This window comes from Bifidobacterium sp. CP2, from assembly GCF_018555635.1.
GTDB classification, from domain to species: Bacteria; Actinomycetota; Actinomycetes; order Actinomycetales; family Bifidobacteriaceae; genus Bifidobacterium; species Bifidobacterium saguinibicoloris.
In genome coordinates this window covers 187,750-212,206 of the sequence record NZ_JAFEJX010000005.1, presented here as the reverse complement: position 1 = coordinate 212,206, position 24,457 = coordinate 187,750, and the positions used below count along the sequence as shown (strand labels likewise).

At 66.5% G+C, this 24,457-nt stretch carries 14 protein-coding genes; 1 reads left to right on the top strand and 13 read right to left on the bottom strand.

The features are described 5' to 3' along the window. Positions 1 to 28 precede the first annotated feature (28 nt). From JS531_RS05745 to JS531_RS05695, 11 genes are all read right to left on the bottom strand, one after another. Positions 29 to 1,069, bottom strand: a complete 1,041-nt coding sequence (locus JS531_RS05745) for a hypothetical protein (protein ID WP_214313878.1) — start codon at positions 1,067 to 1,069, stop codon at positions 29 to 31. A gap of 122 nt (positions 1,070 to 1,191) precedes the next feature. Further along, positions 1,192 to 2,382, bottom strand: coding sequence for a hypothetical protein (locus tag JS531_RS05740; RefSeq protein WP_214313876.1), 1,191 nt, complete (start codon positions 2,380 to 2,382; stop codon positions 1,192 to 1,194). Positions 2,383 to 2,473: 91 nt separating this feature from the next. Continuing rightward, complete coding sequence (locus JS531_RS05735) at positions 2,474 to 3,055, bottom strand: hypothetical protein (RefSeq protein WP_214313874.1); 582 nt, start codon at positions 3,053 to 3,055, stop codon at positions 2,474 to 2,476. Then, on the bottom strand, positions 3,052 to 4,050 hold the full coding sequence (locus JS531_RS05730) for a hypothetical protein (protein WP_214313872.1): 999 nt from the start codon (positions 4,048 to 4,050) through the stop codon (positions 3,052 to 3,054). Before JS531_RS05730 ends, JS531_RS05735 begins: the two co-directional genes overlap by 4 nt. Continuing rightward, positions 4,047 to 4,604: a hypothetical protein gene (locus JS531_RS05725; protein WP_214313847.1), complete on the bottom strand. Its 558-nt coding sequence runs from the start codon at positions 4,602 to 4,604 to the stop codon at positions 4,047 to 4,049. Before JS531_RS05725 ends, JS531_RS05730 begins: the two co-directional genes overlap by 4 nt. Beyond that, positions 4,604 to 5,017: a hypothetical protein gene (locus tag JS531_RS05720; protein ID WP_214313846.1), complete on the bottom strand. Its 414-nt coding sequence runs from the start codon at positions 5,015 to 5,017 to the stop codon at positions 4,604 to 4,606. Before JS531_RS05720 ends, JS531_RS05725 begins: the two co-directional genes overlap by 1 nt. Positions 5,018 to 5,082: 65 nt before the next feature. Beyond that, positions 5,083 to 6,552 carry an SPFH domain-containing protein gene (locus tag JS531_RS05715; protein ID WP_214313845.1) on the bottom strand — a complete coding sequence of 490 codons (1,470 nt, stop codon included), beginning with the start codon at positions 6,550 to 6,552 and terminating at the stop codon, positions 5,083 to 5,085. A gap of 187 nt (positions 6,553 to 6,739) precedes the next feature. Beyond that, entirely contained in the window at positions 6,740 to 7,561 is an 822-nt protein-coding gene (locus JS531_RS05710) for a fumarylacetoacetate hydrolase family protein (protein ID WP_214313843.1), read from the bottom strand. A gap of 83 nt (positions 7,562 to 7,644) precedes the next feature. Then, entirely contained in the window at positions 7,645 to 8,331 is a 687-nt protein-coding gene (locus JS531_RS05705; protein ID WP_214313842.1) for a DUF4190 domain-containing protein, read from the bottom strand. Between the two features lie 210 nt (positions 8,332 to 8,541). Then, complete coding sequence (locus JS531_RS05700; protein ID WP_214313840.1) at positions 8,542 to 8,859, bottom strand: acylphosphatase; 318 nt, start codon at positions 8,857 to 8,859, stop codon at positions 8,542 to 8,544. Further along, positions 8,859 to 9,713 carry a YggS family pyridoxal phosphate-dependent enzyme gene (locus JS531_RS05695; protein ID WP_214313950.1) on the bottom strand — a complete coding sequence of 285 codons (855 nt, stop codon included), beginning with the start codon at positions 9,711 to 9,713 and terminating at the stop codon, positions 8,859 to 8,861. Before JS531_RS05695 ends, JS531_RS05700 begins: the two co-directional genes overlap by 1 nt. Positions 9,714 to 10,015: 302 nt before the next feature. Between JS531_RS05695 and JS531_RS05690 the strand changes: the two genes are divergently transcribed. Next, positions 10,016 to 11,050: a LacI family DNA-binding transcriptional regulator gene (locus JS531_RS05690; RefSeq protein WP_214313838.1), complete on the top strand. Its 1,035-nt coding sequence runs from the start codon at positions 10,016 to 10,018 to the stop codon at positions 11,048 to 11,050. 215 nt (positions 11,051 to 11,265) lie between these two features. Here the strand turns inward: JS531_RS05690 and hypBA2 are convergent, their stop codons facing one another. After that, positions 11,266 to 17,028 carry a beta-L-arabinobiosidase HypBA2 gene (hypBA2, locus tag JS531_RS05685; protein WP_214313836.1) on the bottom strand — a complete coding sequence of 1,921 codons (5,763 nt, stop codon included), beginning with the start codon at positions 17,026 to 17,028 and terminating at the stop codon, positions 11,266 to 11,268. Between the two features lie 587 nt (positions 17,029 to 17,615). Continuing rightward, a complete protein-coding gene (locus JS531_RS05680) occupies positions 17,616 to 23,855 on the bottom strand; it encodes an Ig-like domain-containing protein (protein WP_214313834.1) in 6,240 nt (2,079 codons plus the stop codon). Positions 23,856 to 24,457 lie beyond the last annotated feature (602 nt).

Here is a 24,457-nt window from a genome sequence, read left to right as displayed (position 1 = left end):
TTGCAATTCAAGCGGCTTGGAGCCGCGACTATTGCCGATTCCCGCCGCCCAACGCCTGCGCGGCCCGCCGCTCGTATACGGCCTCACGCCTCATGGCCCGTTCGCTCGGCACCAGAGGGAACCAGTCGAACCGTTCGCGGACGGACAGGTGGATGGCGTGACGACGGTAGAAGTCGCAGGCCGCCGGGAACCAGATGCCGATGGTCATGCCCAGCAGCGCCACGACCGTGCTCCATACGAACGTGCCGAAATCGGCCGGCATGCTCGTTACCCGGATCATCATGCCGATGATCGGGAACAGGTACGGCATCGACGTCACGCCCCAGACGATCATCGTCAGGAGAAACAGGAACAGCAGGTTCATCAGCGACAGCAGGAACGCCAGCGGTCCGGGGGCAGGGCTCCTCACGTATCCGCCGCCGTACTGGTTCCCCCAGCGACGTCCCGGATCCTCGGTGGCGTTGCTGGCGGCCATGACCACACCGGACATCGCGCCGCCCAGCAGGATCTTCGCCTTGTTCCTGAATATCCAACCGAACACCAGACGGATCAGCCACGTCCACAGGCGTCCGGGCAGGTTGACGAACACGGCGAACCGGCCAAGCAGCGACGGCCGCAACGAGCCGCCTTGGGCGCTCCTGCCGGCAAGCAGGGCGAGGACGAACGCGAGCACGGCGAACGGCACCCAGAGCATCACCATGAACAGCGCCATTCCCAGCGGTTGTTCGAACAGCGGATTCAGATCGTCCAACACGGCCGGCTTGGGGTTGCCGGTCACCGCCAGCGGCAGTCCCGCGGCCCACATCATGTACGCATGGATGGGATCCCAGATGGGCGAGGTACCATCATCCGGAACCGCCGCATCCAATCCCAGCACCGCGATGAGCAGGAACGCGATCAGGGTGAACACGGAATTGACCATGCATACCAGCGTGTAGATCACACCGCCCTGCGTCCTCGCCAGCATGGACTCGAATCCGGTCATCGCCGGCGGCGCGGGCTGCGGCCATACGAACGACGGTCCCGGCGCGCCCGCGGGCTTCGTGATGTTCGGCGTTGCACCACTCATGATGAAGACGTCCTTCTTTCTCTTTCTCTCTCTTCTCTCTTGTCGCTCTCACCGAGTCTCTCGTCTCGGCTCCGCTGCGCTCATCCTATGGCAACGGCATGGCGGTTGGACCGCCACCGCCGTCATTGCGATTGCCGGCCGTCGCTCCCGTTGTTCCCATTGCCTCCGTTGCCCTTGCTGGAAACCACCTTGCCGGCCACGATGAGGACGACGGCGAGGACCAGCATCCACAGCTTCGCACCGCCGAACAGCAGCAGGACCACCCACAGCACCGCCAGCACGATGCCGAGCACCGTCAGCACCCGTCCCAGGCCACTCTGTTTCGCCGGAGCATTCCCCTGCGAAGAGCTTGGAGCGGCCTGACCCGGCTGCGGCGTCTGGCCGGGTACCCACCGCTGGCCGGGCTGCCAGTTCGAAGGCTGCGTGGCCGACGCACCCGCGGGCGCGGCGGGCCGCGGCGGCATCGGCACGGATTGCTTCGCACTCGGATTCGCCGTCGACCCTCCGTGCGCGGACGAACCGCCGGAGGCGCCGCCGCCCTTCTTCCCGTAACGGTCCAGAACCGCCTGCTGCTCGTCATCCAACGGGTAGCCGTTGGCCTGGGCGCGGGCGTACATGGCGGCGGCGACGTGCATGTTGGGCTCGCCGTGATCCATGGTCCCCTGCGCGTTCAGGTCGCCGAGCAGCACGGCCGCGGTTCCGTGACCATGCTTGCTGGCGAGCGAAAGCCAGTGGGAGGCCGCGTATACGCCCGTCTTGATATCCAGGGACCGGAGACGCCGGACCTGATCCGCGGTAAAGGTCGCTCCCATAGCTTGGAGGCATCCCATGCCGAGAGCGTATTCCGCGCGAGCCACACCTTGCTCCGCAGGTTCCTGCAGCATGTGCAAGGAGGTCAGGAGCTGCTCCGGGTCGCCGCTTTCAACCATCCCCTCGGCCAGTCGGATGTCCTTCAGGTATGGGGTCGGATCCGTGCCGTACGACTTGGTCTCACCGGTTCCTCCCACGACCGTTTTGGGGCCGACCGCCTTGACATTGAGCTCGGCCTGCATCGCCTTCTCGGACCACTGTTGGGTTTCGGACGGAGACAGCGTGTGGTACATCCTCGGATCACCCAAATCCTCCATGGCGTCCAGGAACCCGTTCTCCGCGGACTTCCGGCACCAGAAGAGGGCCAGATCGTAGTTCTTCGGCACGCCGTCGCCGTCATGGAAGGCCCGGCTTATCTGCCATTGGGCGTACTTGTTGCCGTTCTGTGCGCGGCGCTGGATCATGTTCATATCATGGGGCCATTCGGCGGGACTGAGCATCATTCACCTTTCCTTTGTTGTTCTCTGTTGTTCTCTCATCGTTGATGTGAAACGATGTGAAGCATCGACCGAATCCGCAACGTCCCGGCCGACGTCACACCCGGCCGCCGCAGTTGGGGCATGCCGTCTGATGGTCGGCGGGCACCAGCCACGTCCTGCCGCAGGATCCGCACGTACGGTTGACGTACAGCAGTTCCTTGCGGATGTAGTCCAGGGTCTGCGTGGTGGCCGCGTCCGCCTCGCCTTTGAGCAGGTGGGTCATGTACCGGTCCGATTCGATGTACACGAACTTGCCGCGGCGGATCACGCGACGGATGAAATCGGCGAGGACCGTGATCATCGGCACCACGAGCAGTATGGCCAGCGCCACGGTGTACACCCATTTGACGCCGGTGATCATGTACCGGCCATAGTCGGTATACACGTCGTCGCCCACGATCGGCTGCAGGGCGCCCACCAGGGCGTCGCCCCACACGGCCTTGCGGAACACGACGACGGTCACGGCGGCCAGCGCCACGTACAGCACCGACAGCACGCCGTACGCGCGCAGGTACTTGCGGTCGCGTTGGCGCGCGGTCAGCTGCACGTCGTCCTCGGGACGGGCCTTGCGGATGGTCGGCGCCGGCCCGGCCGCGGGTCGCGGCCGCCGCACGGGCCCATTGGCGAAGGCGCTCATCGCATACCTCCTTCCATCGGCGGAACGCACCGCGGCACGTCGGACTCGCCGATGACGTGCCCGCACGTCGCGCACGTGTACGGACGGTTGAGCGGTCCGCTTCCCACGGCGCCGCATGTCGGACAGACGATCGTCACGCGGCCGCCGTCGGCGACCGCGGACGCCGCCGCGGCCCGCGCGGAGTCGACCTGCGCGGTGGCGCCGTACCGGTCGGCGACGATGTCGGACACCGTCAGCCGACGGCCGCAACGCGGACACGCCGGCGGCCGATCGGCGCGTCCTTGGACGGTCGCGGCGCACCGGCGGCAGCGGAACGTCACGTCGGCGGCGTCGCCCCAGATGGCACGGCCGTCCACGGCATGCACCTGACGCAACGTGCCCAGGTCACGTTCGGTCACGCCGACGCCGTCCCGCAGCAGCTCGTCGTCGTGTGCGACGCCGCGTCCGACGATGCTGGTGGCGGTGGCCGTCGCCTGCGCGGCGAACGAGATCGGGTTGCCGCAGGCGGCGCACAGGATGGCGTGCCCCATCGGCAGGAGGCATTCGCTGCCGCAGGACGGGCAGACGACCGCCTTGTCCATGTCCGAGGCGTTGACTCCGGCCGCACGGTGCATGTCCGTGGAGTACCGCGTCTCCTCGGCGATGCGACGGTCCACGCGCCGATCGAGTTCCCGGCGGGTGGCCAGCATGGCGGCCGCGTCACGCCACTCCTCGAACACGCAACGCAGGATCAGCACGATGCCGGCGCCCATACCGGCCAGACCTTTGGCGGTGTTCACGGTCCCGCCGTCCGTGAACGTGCCGTACCCCCACGACAGCAGGAATATGGCGCCGCAGGGCAGCAGGAAGTACCAGATCTTGAAGCGTGCGCCGGCGATGGCCGATGACCGCTTCACCAGCTTGACGATGAGGATGACGGCCACGACCGGCGCGACGATGGTGACCAGCAATAGCAGCACGATGGTGACGACCATCGATGATCCGGATACGGTCATGACGCCTCCCCGTTGCGTGACGGACGTGGCGGATACGGCGGAGCCGGCATGCCGGCGGGAGCGGACGGCGCCGGCCACACGGGTGCGCCGGTCGGAGCCGGCATGCCGTCTGCGGGCGCGCCGGCGGGAACCGAAGCCCCGGACGCCCCGGACGCGGCGGCCATGGTGCGGTCCAGCATCTCGCGCGTGCGGGCCATCGTCGGCTCATACCCCATGTTCGCGGCGATCTTGGCGGAGGTCAGCGTGTAGGTGCGATGGCTATAGGTGTCGCGGATGTCCTGCGACATGGTCATCGTGGAGGCCATGCCGAGCAGCGAGGTGACCGTCAGCAGCGCGAAGACCGGCAGCACGCCGTCGAAGAACGCGGACATGCCGCGGAACACCGCCACCGTCTGCGGATCGAACTGTTCGGCGACCCCCGGCTGGTTCACGAAGAACGTCATGCCCTGCAACGTGAGCACCCCGAACGACAAGAGCACCAGCCATGCCGCCACCACGATCCATACGCCCGTGGCCAGACGCACGAACAACCGCTTGGCGAACAACGCCTTCATCAGAAACCGCCCTGCTTGGGCGTGAACCGGTTGGCGGAATCCTGCGCGTAGTATGCGTTGGCCGCGTCATTGCGCCGTTCCGTGTAGGAGACGGCCAACGCGATGCCGCTGACGGCCAACAGCGCGAGCAGCTCGACGATCAGCGTGACGCGCCACCAGCCCGTGTTGGAGAAGAACGTGAGCACGATCTGCAGCACGTAATTCGCGCCGAGCGCCACGAACGCCGGCAGACGCGTGGTGTAGTCGGTGGCGGGCCGGACCAGCGCGGGGATGAGGAACGCCAGGCCGCTCAGGGTGAGCATGACGAACGCCAGCCAGAACGACAGCACGTTGGCATGCGGGATGATCAGCATGATGACGTCGACGACGATCGTGGCCAGCACGGCGAAGATGATGGGCTGCTTGTTGTTCATGGGTGTCTTCTCTTCCTTCTCTTGTTCTCTTGTGTTCCCGAATGATGCGGCCGGGCGGCCGATGCCTACATGCGCGCGAGAATCTCCTGCTGCTTGGCGGCGAACTGGTCGTCGCTGATCAGGCCCAGGTCGTGCGCCTTCTTCAACGTGGACAATGCCTCGATGGGGTCCGACACCGGTTGCGCCGGTTGCGCCGGTTGCGCCGGTTGTTCGGCTTGCGTGGGCCGGGCCGGCTGAGCCGGTTGCGCGGGCCCAGCGACGGAGGCGGCCTGCGCCGCGGCCGCGGCCGTCGCGGCCTGGACGTCCGAAGCCGCGGCGTCGGGGGTCAACGGCTGATGCGCCGGCGGCTGCCGCCGGCTCGCGTCCGCCGACCCCACGCCGGACGCGCCGGCACCGGACGCGGCCGTCGTGCCGGACGCGGCCGCGGGGGTGAAGTCCGTCACACCCAGCGAGGAGATGGCGGAGTTCAGTCCCTTGACGAGGGAGCCGCCCACGCCGAGGCCTACGCCCAGCCCGATGCCGCCGTTCATCAGATCGGAACCGGAACCGGTGTTGCCGGCCGCGGTCTGGAGCACGTCCAACGTGTGCTCCTGCTGGAAGGTGTATCCACGCTGGTTCTGGTCGTAGGCCTTGGCGTCGGTGTGGGCCATGCGGCCCATCGCGTCGAGACGCTCCCGCATGAGCTTCGTCTGGGCGTCCATGACGCCCGTGTACTGACGCGCCTCCGCCTCGCTGACCTGGTCCTCGAACGCCTGGGCGCGCTTGGCGTACTGCAGGTAGGCGCGGCTCGACTTGTCGATGACGATCGCGTTGAGCATGAAGTCGAAGACCCTGACGCCGTATTGCTGTTCCATACGGGCGAACGGTTCCTGGAGACGACGACGCATCTCGTCGGCGATCTCGGACTTCCTGGCGTCGATCATGTTGATCTGGATGCCGGAGCCGATGAGCACCTTGCCCAGCTCGTCGCCGATGATCTCGTTGATCTTCTGCCGCAGCACCGCCACCACGTCGTCCACGGAGGTGACTTCACGGTCCGAGACGAACTGGTGGAAGAACGCATCGATGTGCGCGGCGTTGGCCTGCTCGGTCTGCGGGCCCGGATACACGTCCGGATCGAAGTAGGACAGGGCGATCGAGTATTCGCCGTTGGCCCCCGCGGGCAGGGTCAGGCCGCCGCTGCGCGGCCCCACGTTGCCCACCACCGGAATGTTGATCGGCGAAGGGGTGCCCCACTTCACATTGGTCTTGTCGGTGAGATTGATGAAGTACACGCGCGCGTCGTTCGGGTTGACCCCACCGGTGAACATCTTGGTCACGCCCGTCAGCAACGGCGCGCTGTTGCCTTCGATGACGTGCGCACCCTCGCGGAACGTCTGCGCTATCCGGCCGTTCTTGACGAATACGGCGATCTGATGGGGCATCACCGTGAGCTTGGTGCCGGCCTTGAGCTCGGTGCCCGGATGCCTCCACGCGAAGATGTCCTTGGTATCGCCGCCGCCGTAGCGGACCACATCGATGAAATTGAATGGCATACGGTACCTTCTCCCTCATATCAAGCCCTCGATGGCTGAAAACCAGCATCCCCCCTCCGGTAGACACAACGGCGCGTTCGCCCCCTATCCGGCATCATCGCCGGCATCCGTCCGCAAGCCACCGGCATGCGAAAGGGCGCCTTCCCGGCCGGGAAGGCGCCCCCATCGTCGCAGGGACTTCGCCCGCCTACGCACGCACGATCACGTTGCGTAAGGAGCCCACGCCCTCGACGTGGACGATGGCCTCGTCGCCCGGATCGAGGTGACCGGAGGCGTTCGGCGTACCGGTCATGATGACGTCGCCGGGCAGCAGCGTCGAGAACGAGCTGATCGCGGCAATCTGCTCGGGGATGCCGTGGATGAGGTTCGCGGTGGTGCCGGACGCCATCTCGACGTCCTCGCCGTTCAGCGTGAACGAGATGTGCGCGTCACGCCAGTTCACGTCGTCGCGCGTGACAATCCATGGACCCAGCGGGCAGGACGTGTCGAAGCCCTTGGCGCGCGTCCACGTCGGGTCGAGGCCCTGCAGGTCGCGCAGCGTCACGTCGTTGACGCAGGTGAAGCCGAGCACGTAGTCCATCGCCTTCTCGACGGGCACGTTCTTCGCGACGCGCCCCATCACCACGGCGAGCTCAGGCTCGAAGTTCATGTCCTTCGAGCACGGCGGGTACACGATTGGATCGTCCGGACCGATCACGGACGTGGACGGCTTGGTGAAGATGACCATGTCCTCCGGCGCGTGCTTGATCTCGCTGTGGCCGGCCTCGTGCATGAACTGCGCGTGCGCCTCGTAGTTCTTGGCGAGTCCGTACACCTTGGAGGGCAGGACCGGCGCGAGCAGGCGGATGCCGTCCTGGTCGAGCGCGTAGCGCTTGCCGGTGGGGGCGACCTGTCCTCCGAGCAGCGGATGGCCGTCGAGTTCGACGAGGTAGTCCTTGCCGTCCGTCTCGTCCGTCTGGACGAAGGCGTAGCGCGGGGTGTCGTTCAGTGAAAAACGTGCGATTCTCATGGTGTTCAGTCTAGCCTTCCGTATCTGTTCCCGGCGTCGTTCCCTGTCAGCGTTCCCTGTCGGTGTTCCCGTCCGACGCCGCGTCAGCGCTGCGGGAGCGCCACGTAGGCGTCGGCGATGACGCGGCCGAGCGCGTCGCCGCGTGCGTTCGCCGCGTTGGCGGCCGTCACGAACGACGTGGTGTCGGTGGTGTCGCCGTAGTCGTATTCGTAGCCGTAGTCGGAATCGTCGTAGTCGCTGTAGTCGTCGTAGTCGTAGGAGTCGTACGAGCTGGCGGCGCCGATGCCGGCGACGATCATGATGATGACGAACAGCAGGCCCAGTATCATCTGCGCGGCGCTGATGATCACGCCGGCGAGCGCGAGGCCGTGGCCCTTCTCACCGGTCTCCTTCGTCTGCTTCATGCCGATGATGCTCAGGATGAGGCCGATCAGCGCGAAGAAGAACGAGCAGATGAAGCCGGCGATGGCCATGCCGTTCCACTTGGGCTCCTGATAGTACTGCGGCTGGCCGTAGTACGGGCCCTGCACCATGCCGGGGGCGCCGGGCGCAGGCTGACCGTATGCGCCGGGAACGCCGGGCGCACCGGCTCCGTAGGCCCCCACGGGCTGTCCGTACGCCGGCTGGCCGTACTGCGGTTGGCCGTAGGTGTCACCAGGCTGGCCGTACGGCACCTGTCCCGTTCCCTGTCCGTACGGCTGCTGGCCGTATGGCTGGCCGTATGCGTTCGGGTCGTTGGGATTGTTCGGATAGTTGTACGGATTGGTCATAGCGCCCTCCTCGCCGTGCGACGTCCCGCATCGCGCGCGTTCCTCGCCGCGCGCCGGTTCCACTGCTTCACGTCTGCCATGCGGCGCCTGCGATGGGGCCGGACCGCCGCCGTTCGCCTCCCAGCATACTCCCGCCGTGTCAACGCCCGTCAGTTCCGCCTGCGACCCGATACGGGAACCGGCTCCGACCGCCAACGTCGATTCCGCCCCTCAGTTCCGCACGCGGAAGCTGCTCTCGCCGCGTTCCACGCGGATGAGCTCCGCGTCGACGCCGTCCACGTGTCCCCATTTCGGGCCGACTTTGAGCCGTGAGACGAACGCGGCCACGGCCGCGCGCGTCCCCTGCGCCTCGGCCTCCACGTCGCCGCTCCACAGGTTGCGCACCCAGCCGGTCACGTCGGTCTCGATGGCCGATTGGTAGGCGAAGTACCGGTATCCGACGCCCTGCACCAGTCCGTGCACCGTCAGATGCACGCGGACGACGTCGCCTTGCGCGTCGCCACGCCCGCCATGCGCACCGCCGCCCATCAGATGAACGCCCTGGGTCCGAAGATGGCGGTGCCGACGCGCACGATGGTGGAACCCTCGGCGATGGCGAGCGCCATGTCGTTCGTCATGCCCATGGACAGTTCCCTGCAGCCGGCGGTGCCGTCCGCACCGGAGGCGAGGATCTGGTCACGCGTGCGGCGCAGGTGCGCGAAGCCTTCGCGGATCGTGCGCTCGTCGTCCACGTGCGCGCCGATGGTCATGAGGCCTTCGAGCCGCAGCCCGCCCATCGCGCCGATGCGTTTCGCGAGATCGATGGCGTGGCTCGGCGGGCATCCGCTCTTCGATTCCTCGCCGGATTCGTTGACCTCGAGGAGCACGCCGACGGTGATGTTCCGCATGACGGCGCGGCGGGAGATGCGTTCCGCGAGTTCGATGGAGTCGACCGATTCGATGGTGCCGACGACGGGCAGCACCTTGCCGATCTTGTTCGCCTGCAGCTGTCCGATGAGGTGGAACGGGATGTGCCGTGAGGCGTCCGCCCCCGCGGTTCCGTTCGATCCTGCAACCGCGGCTGCTCCGCCGGCCGCGCTGCCGTCGCCGATGGCGCCGAGCGTGTAGCCGCGCTCCTCGAGGCGTTTCGCCAGTCCCAGCGCCTTGGCCTGGACCTCCTGCGGACGGTTCTCGCCGATCATGCGCACGCCGGCGTCGATGGCGGTGAGGATCTCGCCCACGTCGCGCGTCTTGGTGGCGGCGAGGAGCTTCACGGAGCCGACCTCGCGGCCGGCGGCCTCCTCGGCGGAGGCGATTTCGTCGAGCGTGCGGCGCACGCCGTCCGCGATCTGCCGTGCGCGTTCCGGTTCGATGGTCTCGTTCGCCAGGTCCTTGTGGTCCATGTACGCCATATGCCGCTGCTCCCCTCTGGTCATGTGGCCGCTTGTATGCTGCCCTCCATGGTAATCGTTCCGCCGGCATACGGCCGCCGGCCGGACCGGTAATGCACCCATACCTCCTGTTTCGCGGATTTCGTTACTTGCATCATGACATTTCATCGTTTTCGCACGGCCGCGGGGGTGACGCTACAATGGGACGGACGCCGGGCGCCCGGAAGGAGGCCGCCCGCAACCCCGGACCACGGGCCCGCATCGCCCGGAACCGGAAGACACGCACGAGCACCATGCAGAAGGGACGCACACCGATGACTGCCGAAGCCTACGAGGGCACCGCACCGCGCAAAAGCACCCTGGCCGACGTGGCCGCGGCCGCGGGCGTATCGCTGGCCACCGCGTCCAAGGCCATCAACCACCAGCCGCGCGTGAGCGAGACCACGCGCGCCAAGGTGCTCGCCGCCGCCCGCAAGGTCGGCTACATCACCGAGACCGCGCCGGCGGCCGTACCGCCGGCCGAACGCTCCGACTCCATCGGCGTCATCACCTCCGACCTCATCGGGCGCTGGAGCATCCCGATCCTCATCGGCGCCGAGGACGAACTCGGCGGCACCTCCAACACCGTGCTGCTCAACAACGCGCGCGGCGACGCGCAGCTGGAACGCAACGGCCTCGACTTCTTCGTCTCGCGCAACGTGGACGGCGTGCTCATCGCCGGACAGGAGACCAACCCGCGCCCCTCGCTCAGAAACAACACGAACGTGCCACTCGTCTACGCGCTCGCCCCGAGCGAGGACCCGAACGAATGCTCCGTCACCTACGACAACGTTCAGGCCGGACGACTCGCCGTCGAACACCTCATCTCCTGCGGCAAAAGCAGGATCGCCATCATCGGCGGCAGCGAGACGTTCGACGCGGCCACCGACCGCCTCAAAGGCGCCATGGCCGCGCTGCATGACGCGGGCCTCGAACCGGTCGGCCCCGTGCGCTTCAACGAATGGTCGGAAAGCTGGGGCCGCGCGGCCACGCGTCTGCTCATCGACCAGCACGTCGACTTCGACGGCGTGGTCTGCCAGAACGACCAGATCGCCCGCGGATGTCTCACCGTGCTGCGGCAGGAGGGACTCGAGGTGCCGCGCGACGTGGCCGTCATCGGGCACGACGACTGGCAGGTCCTCACCCTCGACTCCATGCCGCCGCTCACCTCGATCGTGAACCCCATGGAGGAGATCGGGCACATCGCCGCACGTAAGCTGCTCGACGCCATCAACGGACATCCGCACCACGGCGTCGAATACGTGCCGTGCCGTCTGGTGCAGCGCGAGTCCACGCTGCCGCTGCGGTAGCACGGGCGTCGCGGCCGTACGCGTACGGCCGTACGCGTACGGCCGCCGCACGACCACCGGATCGGACGCAACGGACGCAACAGACACGACGGACGTATCGAACGCAACCGACGTATCGGACACAACGGATGCGAAAAGGCCCCGGAACCAAGCCGAATGACTTGGTTCCGGGGCCTTCCCTATGCCGCTACGAGGCCGCTACAGGCCTACGCGCCTCAGGCCTTGCGGCGGCGGGCCAGGACGAACGCGCCGGCGGCGAACAGGGCCGCGGCGGCCACGGCCAGCGCGGTCACGGCCGCACCGGTCTTGGACAGCACGCCCTTGCCGTCGTTCTTGTTCTGGTCGGTCACGCCGGGCTGCTGGGAGCCGGGCTTCTCCTCGGCCTTGGTGTTCCAGTAGGCGGCGTCGAGCGCATCCTGCGTGGCGTCGACGTCCTTCTGGGAGGCCTTGGCGTCGGCGAGCACCTTGCGGGCGGCTTCGAGCTGCTGCTGCAGCTTGGCCCACGCCTCGTCGGTGTACTTCGACTTGTCGGCCTTGGCCGCCTGGTCGATGGACGCCTGGAGGTCGTTGCGGTTCACCGTCTCGCCGGACGGCTTCTCGTCAAGGGCCTTGACGGCCTTGTCGAGTGCCGCGGAGGCGTCCTTGACGGCGGTCTGGGTGACCTCGCCCGCCTCGTCGCCCTTGAGCACGCCCTGCGCGGCCTCGATGGCCTTCTTCAGGGCCTCGACGGTCTTGTCGGTGTACTGGCCGGAATCGACCTTGGCCTGGGCGGCGTCGATGGCGTCCTGCAGCGTGGACTTCTCCACGTCGGTGGCGAGCGCGACGAGCGCCTTCTGGCCGTCCTCGAGCTTGGTCACCTGGGCGGCGACCTCCTCGGCGGTGGCGTCGGCCTTGTCGTACACGGCCTGGGCGGCGTCGATGACCTTCTGGAACTCGGCCTTGGAGGCGGCGGTGAAGTTGCCCTTCACCTGCTCCTTGGCGGCGGCGAGCGCGGACGCGAGGGCGGTCTTGTCGACCTGCTCGGGTTCGGGCTCGGTCTTGTCGGCGGCGTGCACGCCCCACTCGGCCACGGCGGTGCCGAAGGTGCCGGTGCCGGTGTGCGGGGTGAGCACGAGGCGCAGCGACTTGGTGGTCACGGGCTCGAAGGTCACGGTGCTCCAGCCGTCGTTCTCGGTGGCCAGGGCCGCCGGCGAGTTGCGCACGGTGGTGTAGTCGCCGTCCTTGGTGGGGGTGACGTCCTTCCACGTGCCGTCCTCGGCGAGGTACTGGATCTTCCAGGCGTCCGGGGTCTCGAGGCCGCCCTTCGCGTCGTCGGTGGCGGCGAAGTTGGCCCAGTACTGGACGCGGCTGGAGTCGACGGTCACGGCCTGGCCCCAGTCGTACTGGGCGTACATGCCGTCCTTCGCCTGTCCCCAGGTGCCCCAGACCTTGGCGTTGACGTCCTGGTCGTCCTCGGTGGGCCAGGAGTCGTCCACCACGACGCCGTCGTTGAGCTTGCCTTCGGCCTTGGACCAGCTGGCTTCGGCGGAGGCGGTGGTCTTGGTGGCCTTGCCTTCGATCCATCCGGTCAGCGGTTCGGGTTCGGGCTCGGGCGTGGTGGAGCCGTTCGGGTCGGCCACCACGTGGACGGTGAGCTTGGCCGCGGAGGAGGAGGAGCCGTCGTCGACGGTGCCGGACACCTCGTAGTCGCCGACCTTGGTCAGGTCGATGGCCTTGACGTCCGCGTCCTTCCACGTGACCTTGCGGTCGTCGTTGTAGCCGTTCGGGAACTTCACCGGGACGGTGGCGGGCAGGCTGACGGACTTGGAGCCCTGGTAGACGGTCTGCTCGACCGGCTGGGCGGCGCCCGTGGTCTGCGCGTTGGCGTCGAAGCGGGCCGCGATGTGCGCGACGGTGCCGCTCAGAGCGCCGGCGACGGTGCCCTTGACGTCGAAGGTGGCGTCGACGGCGAGCTGGTCGTCGGTCACCTTGCCCCACGTGACGGCGAGGTCACGACGGGAGCCGTCGGTGTAGGTGGCGCTCACGGTCTTCGGCAGGTTGAGGTCGGAGGCCTTGCTGCCCTTCTGGACCATGCGGTTGACCTCGTCCACGCTCACCGGCTCGATGGCGTACGCCTCGAACTCGGAGGCGCCGACGATCGCGCCCTTCGGGAAGACGATGCGCAGCTTGTCCGTCTCGACGGTCTCGGCGAACTTCACCTCGTTGCCTTCGTTCTGGTTGACGGTGTAGGACTGGCCGTCGGCCAGCTTGACGTCCTGCCAGTCGCCGTTCTCGCCCGCGTACTGGAGCTTCCAGCTGGTGGCCATCGGCACGCCGCCGCCGTCGGTCCAGAAGAAGACCTTGGCCTTCTTGAGCGGGACCTTGCCGGCCCACTTGAGCTGCAGCCACGGTTCGACGCCGGTGTTGTCGCCCCAGTTGTTCCAAGTCTCGTTCGGCGTGTTGGTGTAGACCACCTGGCCGTCGACGACCTTCTTGGCGTTGTCCTTCGGCTGGTAGCCGTTGGTGTAGCTGGCGCTGGCGGAGGACTGCGGGGCCACGTTCACGGTGCCGTCGGACGGGATGCCGTGGACGGTGATCTCCTTGGAGGATTCCTTCTCACCGTCGGACGCGGTGAGCTTGAGCACGTAGTCGCCTTCCTTGTTGAAAGTGACGGTGGTGCTGGCGGCGGTGGCGTCGGCGAACTTGGCGGTGCCGCCCTCGGGGCCGGAGACGAGCTCCCACTTGGTGGTGATGTCGCCGTCAGCGGGCAGGCCGTCGTCCTTCACGGTGCCAACGACCTTCGCGCCGGAGGAGGTGGAGGAGTCGACGTAGGCGTCGACCTCGGGCGCCTGGTTCTCGGAGGAGCCAGTGGCCTTGATGCCGGTGTTATACGCCTCGATCTCCTTGAGACCCACGGCCATGCCGGCCTGCGGGGTGAAGGTGGCGCGGATTGCCTTGGTGGTCACCGCGTCGAACTGGACGCGGTTGTAGTTGGCGCCCGCGTAGTTCGGGGTGCGCACCTGGTTGGCCAGCGGCTTCCAGGTGCCGTCGTCGGCGAGGTATTCCAGCTTGTAGTTGGCCGGCTCCGCGTAGCCGGAGATCGTCTGGCTGGACGAGCTCTGGTAGTAGTAGAGGCGGATGTCGTCGATGGTCTTCGCGCCGCCCTTGAAGGTGACGGTGATGCTGTCCTTCGCGTTGGACGAGCCCTTGGTGCCCCAGAACGATTCCATGACGGTACGGCCGTCCACGGCGTTCTTGGCGGGGTAGCTGGTGGTGTCCTTGGCGTAGGTGGCGTCCACGTCCGCGTCCTTGGCCACGTTCTCCTGGCTCTTGGAGGCGGAGTCGACGTTGGTGCCCGCCTTGGCGAGCAGGTCGGTCACGCGGTCGGTGGAGGAGAAGGCCACCTGGTTGGCTTCCTTGACCTCGGAGGTGGTGTTGCCGGTGATCGTCGCGCCGGACTTGGCCACGTCCTCCACGGCGCCGGTGGCCGGGTCGTAGATGAGGTGGGTGAGCTTGTTGGACGTGAAGGCGAGCTTGCCGCCCACGTACAGGCTGTAGCCGGCGGGGCCGCCGTAGTGGCTGCCGTCCTTGTCCCACACGATGGACACGTCCTGGCCGTGGTAGCTGAGGTTGTTGACGGTGAAGTAGTTCCAACCGGGGATCTCGATCGGGTTGAGCTCGATCTTGCTATCCTCGCGCGGGACCATGCCGGCCACGTCCTCGACCATCGTCCAGTTGGTGGTGCCGAGCTGGGTGTGGTGGATCCAGGAGCGGTAGGTGATCTTGCCGCCGTTCTGGGCCGCATCGAGGTTCTTGTCCTGGTTGTTGACCTTGCCGTCGCCGTTGAGGTCGCCGACGCTGTTGTTGTCCTCGTTCCAGAACTCGTTCTGGTCCGGGTAGTTGTTGTCGCCGCCCTGGTAGTGCGCGAACGCCACCCAGTACAGCAGCTTCTTGAACTGCTCGTTGGTGATGTAGCCGTTGGTGTTCGCGTCATAGTTGCGGATGCCGGCCGAGTAGACCTGCAGCAGCGGCTGCGCGTTGATGATGGAGAAGTTGTTCGAGCCCGGGAAGTTCAGGGCCGCCTTGTCCGCCTGGTTGGCGGTGAAGAACGGGAAGATCGGGAACTCGTCGGAGTCGGCGAACAGGCGCAGGGCCTTGTTGTAGTTCTCGTCGCCGGTGGGCATGAGGCCCTCGGAGTACGGGTAGTAGTTGTTGATCTCCTTGTACTTGGCGAAGGCGTTGTCCGAAAGCCACTTGTGCTTGATGAGGTTGTCGGACTTGTCCCACAGGTTGTCGAGCACGTCCTGCTTGATGTCGTCCGCGATCTTCTGCATCTTCTCGGCGTTGGCGGTGTCGCCGGCGGCCTTGTAGGCCTGGGCGGCGGCGTTGGCGTTCGCCCACATGTTGGCGGAGCCGTCGGCGCGGTCCATGCGCTGGCCGGAGCGTCCGGGCTCGGAGAAGGAGACGGCGTCCGCGTCGTTGCCGGTCATGGACCACCAGGACCAGTCGATGAGGCTGTTGCCGTTGTTGTTCTGGTTGTCGTTGTTGTCCGGCTCGCTCTTGGAGTTGAGCAGGCCCTGCACGTCCTCGGCGCCCTGGTCGGCGAGCTTCTCGGCCACGGTGGACGGGCCGCCGTGCACCTTGTAGGAGTCCCAGCCGGCGCGCGTGATGTACTGCGTGTAGGAGTGGTTCCAGTTGGCGGGGTCGCCCGGGTTGTCGTGGTAGTAGTAGTAGCCGCTCTTGCCCTTCTTGGCGGTGTCGCCGGCGGAGAGCCAGGTGCCGTAGGAGTATTCGGGGTTGCGGAACCACTTGGTGTCCATCATGAACATGCCGGAGGTGAGTACGATCTGGTTGTTGTAGCCGAGCACGCCTTCGATGGAGGTCGGATACTGGAACGTGTTGCCGGGCATGTTGGCGTCGAGCATGTTGAAGCGGGACAGCCACCAGCGGTAGACGACGGTCTTGTCGATGTTGTCCTCGGGGGTGTCCACGTAGGGGGCGTTGTCCACCCACCACTGGTTGTACGTGGTGACGGAGTCCTTGTAGGAGGCGGCCGGGTCCTTGAGGTCGCCGGTGTAGCGGGCCTCGTATTCGGTGGTGGAGTCCGGCAGCTCGTTGGCGATGAGGCCGAGCTGCAGCTTGGTGGTGACGGCCTTGTTCGCCTCGAGTTTGACGGTGCTGACGAGCTTGCCTCCCTTGACGGCGAAGCCGTTGCCGGAGAAGCGCGGGTAGATGGTGGTCAGGTTGTTCTTGACGTTGACGCGGCCCGTGAGCTCGGTGACGCCGTCCGCGCCGGTGGTGGCGAACGGGGACGCCGCGGTGAGCGTGACGTCGCCGCCCTTGGTGCCGGTGAGCGTGAGGTTAGCAACCATCACGTTGTTGTTGGTGATGTACTTGACCTCGGTAATGCTGAGCGTCTTGTCCTTGTTGGTGAAGACGGTCCTGAAGTAGCTCGGCGTCTGCTTGCGCTGGGAGCTGTCCTCGGTGAGGGTCTCGCCGTTCACGGTGACGGTGAAGCCGTTCTTGCCGGTCTGGTCCCAGTAGGCGGTGTCGCCCACGAAGCCGAGCTGGCCCGGCTTGTGGCTGTACATGTAGGCGGCACGGCCACGGGTGAACAGGTAGTTGTTGCCGTCGGAGCCTTCGTACGTGTAGTCGCCCTTCGCGTTGGAGCTCTTGCCGGTGGGCTGGGCTCCGGTGCGGGCGAGGATCTTGTCGATCCAGAAGTCGTGGTCGGTGTCGGTGCCGGCGCCGTTGGCCTGGTCCTTCTTGAAGGTCTCGGCCAGGTAGCTGGTGGCGGGGTTGTAGGCGGTGGTGTTCTCCGCGGTCTTCATCGGGTCCTTGGATCCGGTGAAGGTGGGGTACGCCACGTCGGCGTTCGGGTGGGCGATGCTGCCGGCGTCCGCCGCCTGCGCGCTGACGGCGCCGCCTGTGGCGAGCGTCGCCGCCGCGGCCAGCGCGCCGATGGACGCGAGCCACCGCTGCTTCGTTTTCTTGTGCATGTGCACGTGGACCTCTCCGTCCACTGCCGGCCTGCGCACATTTGTTGCGCCCGGTTCCGGTTCCTCGTGTGGACTTGTCGGGTGACGTACGGGCTTCTTCACCCCGATGTCACATTGCTTCGTTGTTATGCGGAACAAGTACGCGCCATCAGTCTGTAGGTTGGAGCCACCGATGCCAACGTGCCCCTTATCTTAATGGCGCGAATACGTTTTCTCAAGCTTTCACAAGGTTTGACAAGGGTTGCGGCAAGAACAAAGCTATGTAATTTCAAGCTTTCGCACATAGTTTTCGCACGCGTGAGCGTTCACACCGCGCGTGTCGCGTCATCGCGGACCGCACGGAACCGAACGTTTCCGTACGCAATCGCACGTCATCGGATGTTCGATTGCGCACAGGGACGCACGTACGAAGACGCACGCACGAAGACGACAAGACGCCGCAGGCGCCGCCCCGAGGTCGAGGGCGACGCCTGCGGCGTCCGGAAGTCCGAGGGGAGGCGAGGCGCCGGGCCGAGGAGGACCCGGCGCCTCATCCGATCGGACGGGGAGGACGGTGCGGGCCGTCGGACCGACGGCCCGTCCGCCCGTCAGTCGCGGCGGCGGCGACGGGCGACCACCGTGCCGGCTCCGGCCAGCAGGGCGATGACGGCCACGGCCGCCACTCCCCCGACCGTCGCGCCGGTGCGGCTCAGCTTGCCGCCGTTGCCGGCGGCACCGTTGCCCTGGCCGTTCAGGCCGCCCTGGGCGCCGGGCTGCTGGCTGTCCGGCAGCGGGACCAGCGCCTTGATGGCGTCGTCGACGGCGGCGGCCGCCTGGTTGAGCTCCTTCTGGCCCACGCTCTGGCCGGCCTTCACGGCGTCGCGCAGAGCCTTCGCGCGGCTCAGTGCGGTGCCGAGCGCCTTGGCGGAGTCGGGCGTGAACTTGCCGAGGTCCACGGCCTCGCCCTTGGCGATGGCGTCGTCGAGCTTGTCCAGCTTGGCGTCGGCGCCGGGCTGGTCCGGGTTCTCCGGACCGGGCTCGCCCTTCTCCTCCACGGTGACGTCCACGGAGGCGGAGACCTTGCTTCCGTCGTTCGCGGTGGCGGTGATCGTGGCGGTGCCGGCGGCCTTGGCGGTGATGACGCCGTTCTCGTCGACGGACACCACGTCGGGCTTGCCGGAGGTCCAGGTCACCGTCTTGTCGGCCGCGTCGTCGGGCTTGGCGACGGCGGTGAGCGTGGCGGTGTCGCCGACCTTGAGCGTGCCTTCCGGCGCGCCCTGGATGGCGAGCTCGGCGACCTTCACCGGCTGCTTCTTCAGCGCGGCGATGGCGTCGTCCAGCGCCTTCGCAGCGGCGTCCACGGCGGCCTGGTCGACCGTCTTGTCGCCGGCGGCGACCTTGGACTGCACGTCCTTGGCGGCCTTGAGCGCGGTCTGGAGCTCATCCCAGCCGGAGACGTAGTCCTCGGCCTTGAGCGACTCGGCCGTGGTGACGGCCTTGTCGAGCTCGGTGGTGACGAGCGTCTCGGGCGCGGCGTAGGCGGCGATCTCGCTCACGCCGATGGCGGCGTACTTGGTGCCGTCGGTGTTGGCGTTGACCGTCACACGCAGCTTGGCGGTGGTGACCGGCTTGAAGGACACGGTGCTGGCCTTGTCCTTGTTCACCGTGTACTGCTCGCCGTCCTCGAGGGTCACGTCCTTCCAGTCGTTCGCCTCGGCGTCGAAGTACTGGACGGACCAGCCCTTCGGCAGCGGCACGTTGGCGGACGTGTCGTCGGCGGTGTTGTCGTACCAGAAGTAGGTGGAGACCTTGTCCAGGCTCACCGGGTTCTCCCAGTCGTACTCGAGGGACTGCGTGGCCGGGTTGGTGGCCTGCCAGGTGCCCCAGACCTTCGGGTTGTCCGTGTCCGTGCTGCCGGTCGGGGTGAAGACCACCTCGCCGTCGTTGACGGCTTCGGCCTTGTTCCAGCTGGTCACGTAGGACGGGACCACCTTGGCGTCCTTGGCGATGTTGCGCGGCGCGTCGGCCAGCTTGTCGCCGAGGCCCTTGATGGCGTCGTCGATGGCCTTGACGGCGTTGTCGACGTCGGCCTGGGCGGCGTTGGCGTTGGCGAGCACGCGCTGGCCGTCGGCGAGCGCCTGGTCGAGCGCGTCGAGCTTGTCGGAGGCGTAGGCGGAGTGGTCGGTCTTGGAGGCCTTGTCGACCGCCTCGGTCAGCTTGCTCTCGTTCACGCCCTCCTTGAGGCCGTCACGGGCGGCGGTCAGCTTGGCGAGCGCATCGTCGACTTGGCTCTGGGTGGCATTGGCGTCGTCGTTCACCGTCTTGGCGGCGGCGAGCGCGTCGGCGTAGGCCTTCCAGGAATCCGCGGTGTACTTGGATTCGTCCAGCTTCTCGCCTTCCACTTCGGCGATCTTGGCGGCCAGCTTGGTCTTGTCGGCCGGGGTGGGCTGCGGGGTGTCGCCGCCCTTGCCTTCGATGACGTGGACGGTGAGTTTGGCCGCGGGCTTGTCGTTGGCGTTGATGTCGCTGGTGGCGGTGCCGTTGACGACGTAGTCGCCGACCTTGTTGAGGTCGATGGCCTTGACGTCGTCCGCGTTCCATTCGACCGGCAGCATGTGGTTGTCGCCGGAGTTGGACACGCCGATCACCTGCGTGGGCAGGGTGATGGACTTGGCGCCCACGTACACGGTCTGCTCGGCGTCGACGGTGGCGTTCATCGTCACGCCCGGCGAGGAGCGGACCCAGATGCGGGCTTCGGCGGGCAGCGAGGAGCCCTTGACGGTGCCGACGATGGTGAAGTCGCCGTCCTGCGCGAGCTTGGAGGCGTCGATCTTGTCCCAGGTGACGGGCAGCGACTGGCGGGTGCCGTCACCGTAGTAGACGCTCACCTCACCGGGCAGCTTCGGCTGTTCGCCGGTCTTGACGGAGACCTCGACGGGGTCCACGCCCAGCGGGTCCTCGGCGTAGGCCTCGAACTCGGAGACGGCGATGCCGTAGTAGCTGCCGCTGGCGTTGAAGACGGCGCGCAGCTTGCTGGTGACGATGGTGGAGGCGAACTCCACGTTGTTCATCTGGTCGCCCTTGGCCGGGTAGCCGGTGCCGGCCTTGAGCGGCACGTCCACCCACTCGCCCTTGTCGTTCTGGTACTGCAGCTTCCAGCTCTTCGGCACCATGGTGCCGCCGCCGTCGTACCAGAACGCGACCGCGGCCTTGGTGAGGCGCTGCGGGGTGTCCCAGTCGTACTGCAGCCATTCGCTGGCCTGGTTGTCCTGACGCAAGGTGCCCCAGGCGTTCGTGGAGTAGCCTTCGTTCTGGTTGTACACGATCTTGCCGTCGTTGACGGTCTTGATGTTGTACCAGCTGGTGGCGGTGTAGCTGGCGGACGGCGTGCCGTTCGGCGCGACGTTCACGGTGCCGTCGGAAACGGTGGCGTTGACGGTGAGGTCGAACGAGCTGGTCTTGTCGCCGTCGGAGGCGGTCAGACGCAGCACGTAGGCGCCTTCCTTGGAGAACTTGGCGGTGGTGGTCACCGACTTGGCGTTCTCGAAGGTCGCTTCGCCGCCTTCCGGCGCGGAGACGACGCTCCATTCGGTGGAGAGCGTGCCGTTCGGCAGGCCGTCGTCCTTCACGGTGCCGCTGATCTCGACGCGGCCCACGCGGGTGTCCTTGATGAAGGCGTCGACGCTCGGCGCGGTGTTGCCGGCCGCTTCGGCCTTCTCACCGGTGTTGTAGGCCTCGAACTCCTTGAGGGCCACGGCGTAGCCGGGCTGCGGGGTCACGGTGACGCGCAGCTTGGAGGTGGTCACGGGCGAGAACTGGACGCGGTTGAGATTGCCGGCGGGGATGGCCGGGGTGCGGGTCTGGTCGGGCACCGCCTTCCACGTGCCGTCCTTGTCGAGGTATTCGACGGTGTACATCTGCGGTTCGGCGAGACCGGCGTCCGTGGCGGACGTGGTGGTCTTGTAGAAGAAGAGGCGCACGTCGTCGACGGTCTGCTCCTTGCCGAGGTCCACGGTGAGCGTGTCGGTCTTGTTGGGCGAGCCCTTCGTGGACCAGTACTTGACGTTCGTGGTGGTGCCGTCGACGGCGTTCTTGGCCGCGCCGTTGTTCTTGTCCGCCTCGTAGGTGGCTTCGACGTCGGCGCCCTTGGCCAGGTTCTCCGTGCTCTTGTCGTCGTTCGCTGCGTCGACGCCGGCCTTGGCGAGCACCTGGGTGACGCGGTCGGTGGACTTGTAGACCACGCCCTTGGCGTCGGGCAGGTCGGCGGTGGCGGTGTTGGTCACCTTGGCGCCGGACTTGTCCTGCACGTCCACCTTGCCGGTGGTCGGGTCATAGACCACGTGGGCGAGCTTGTCGGAGGTGAAGACGAGCTTGTTGTCCACGTAGGCGCTGTAGCCCTTGGGCGCGTCGGTGTAGTGTCCGTCGTTGTTCCAGACCACCGTGAGGTTCTTGCCGTGGTAGCTGAGGTTGTTCACGATGAAGTGGTTCCATCCGGGGATGGCGATCGGGTACAGCTCGAGCTTGTTGTCCGTGCGGGTGCGCACGCCGGCCACGTCCTCGACCATCGTCCAGTTCGTGGTGCCGAGCTGGGTGTGGTGAATCCAGGAGCGGTACTGGACCTTGCCGCCGTTCTCGGTGGAGGCGTTGTTCCAGAACTCGTTCTGGTCGATGAGCTGGTTGTCGCCGCCCTGGTAGTGGGCGAAGGCGTTCCAGTAGAGCAGCTGCTTGAACTGCTCGGGGGTGACGTAGCCCTTGTCGGCCGCGTGGTACTTGCGAATCGCCTCGGAGTAGATGCGGAAGTACAGCGTGGAGTTGATGACGGAGAAGTTGTTCGTCGGCTTCTTGCCGAGTTCGCGCACGAGCTTGTCGTCCGCCTGGTTGGCGGTGGCGAACGGGAAGACCGGGTGCTGGTCGGCGTCGGCGAGCAGGCGCAGGGCGCTCTCGTAGTCGTCGTTGTAGTCCTTGTCCCCTTCGGCCGGCATGAGGTCGGTGAAGTACGGCGTGAAGTTGTTGATCTCCTTGTACTTCGCCTGCTGGTCCTTCTTGGCGCCGTTGGCGAACTGGTGGCGGATCAGCTTGTCCTTGGAGTCCCAGAGGTTGTCGATGACGCCGTTCTTGACCTTGGCGGCGTATTCGTCCATCTCCTTGGCCTTGGCCTCGTTCTCGGCGCCGCCCACCTCGCGGTAGGCCTCCGCCGCCGCCTTGGCGCCCGCGTACACGGTAGCGCTTTCGGCGCGGTCCAGACGTGCGCCGCTGACCTCGTCGAAGGAGACGGCGTCGGCGTCGTTGCCCGTCCAAGCGTTCCAGTTGGTGTCGAGCAGGCCGTCGCCGTCGGAGTCGAGCGCAGCGAGCTGGCCCTTGGTGTCGCCGTACGCGTAGTCGGCGAACTTCTGGGCGATGTCCGCGTCGCCGCCGTGGATCTGGTACGACTTCCACGCGGCTTCGCTGATCCATTGCGTGTGGCTGGCGCCCCAGTTCTGCGGGTCGGCCTGGTTGTCGCGGTACTGGCCGTTGCTGCGGGCGTTCTCACCCATGTTGAGCCACGGGCCGTAGGAGTATTCGGGGTTGCGCATCCACTTGAGGTCGTCGATGAACATGCCGACGGTCAGGTCGATGGCGTTGTTGTAGCCGAGCACGCCTTCGATGGAGGTCGGGAAGGCCATCGGGCCGCCGGGGATGTCCGCGTCGAGGTAGTTGAAGCGGGAGAGCCACCAGCGGTAGAACAGCGTCTTGTCGATGTTGTGCTCGGGCGTCTCCATGTAGGGGATGTTGTCCACCCACCACTGGTTGTATTCGGTGACGTGCGCGGTGTAGCTCGCGGCCGGGTCCTTGCGGTCGCCGGTGCGGGTGGCCTCGTATTCGGTGCGGGAGGCGGGGATCTCGTCGGTGACGAGGCCCAGCTGCACCTTGGTGCGCACGGGGTCCTTCGCGCCGGCGGTCACGTGCACGGTGCTCACGAGCTTGCCGTCCTGAGGCGTGAAGCCGTTGCCGGAGAAGCGCGGGTACACGGTGGTCAGGTTGTTCTTCGCGGCGAAGCGGCCGGTGAGCTCGTCGCCCTCGGCGGTGGTGGCGAGGGGCGCGTTGGCGGTGAGGGTCACGTCCTGCGTCTTCGTGCCGGTCAGCTGGAGTTCGGTGACGAGCACGTTGTTGTTGGTGATGTACTTGACGACGGTGACGGTGAGGGACTTGTCCGCGTTGGTGTAGACGCTGGTCCAGTAGCTCGGGGTCTGCTTGCGCTGCGCGCCGTCCTCGGTGAGGGCGACCTGCTGGCCGTCCACGGTGGCGGTGATGTCGTAGCCCTCCTGGTCGGTCACATCCCAGTAGGCGAGGTTGCCGCCGAAGCCGATGACGTCGGTCTTGTACGTGTACATGAAGGCGGCGCGGCCGCGGGTGAACAGGTAGCCGTTGCCGTCGGGGTTATTGTACGAGTACTTGTTCCCGTTGGCGTCCTCGCCTTGGGCGACCCAGTTCTCCGGGCCGTAGGGGCCTTGGAAGCCGGGGGCGCCGGAGACCTGCTGCGGGTCGGTGCCGGTGCGGGTGAGCATGCGGTCGATCCAGAAGTCGTGCTTGGTGTCGGTGCCGGCGCCGTTGGCCTTGTCCTTGTCGAAGATCTGCTGCAGGTAGCTGTTCGCCGGGCTGATGGTGTTCGTGGCGAGGCCGTCGACCGCCGGAATCGGATCCTTGGCGCCCTTGAACGTCGGGAACCCGAGCGAGGTGTTCGGCCGGCTGACGCCGTCCGCCGCGTAGGCGGATGTGGTGAATGGCATGACCATCCCCACGCTGAGCACGCCCGCGAGCAGTATCGTCGCCGATCTGCGCGCCACGTGGTGTGAACTGTGCGTAACCATAGGTGCTATGGCCCTTCCTTCCCTTGACGGGCGTGCGTCATCGCGCGGCAGGTCCCGGTTCCCGGCGCCCGCATCCCCGCCCGTCACGGCCGATTCGTGCCCGCAGTGGCGCGCATCCTCCGTATCAGGCGAAAGCCGATGCCGAAACTTCCTCCCCGGTCCTCTTGCGCATCCCGGCATCCCTGCCAAGGCGCACGTGTCCGTCAGTGTGTACCCTTTTGCGTGGAACAAGTCCCCCACCCGGTTCTATGACGTCATTGGAGCGAACCGGCCAAGATGGCTTCAGGATAACAATGCGAATGCGCTTTCTCAAGTTTTCTTCAGCAATCACAAGTAATCACAGCAGCAATAACTCAAATAACTCGCCGCTTTCGCAGACTATTTTCACATTCGGAAGTGGTGCCGCCGCGCGTGTCACCGCCCAAAACCAACAGTGAAACGAACATGAACACACGGAATGCGACATCTTCGTCGCATCGCGGCCCAAATGCTGATCGTTGTTGATTATTCGTCCGATTCTATAGAAACGGATGCCCCACCCAACAACCAGACCCCTGCCGCACCCAATCCTATAGAAACGGACGCTTCAGGCGGCAGACGGG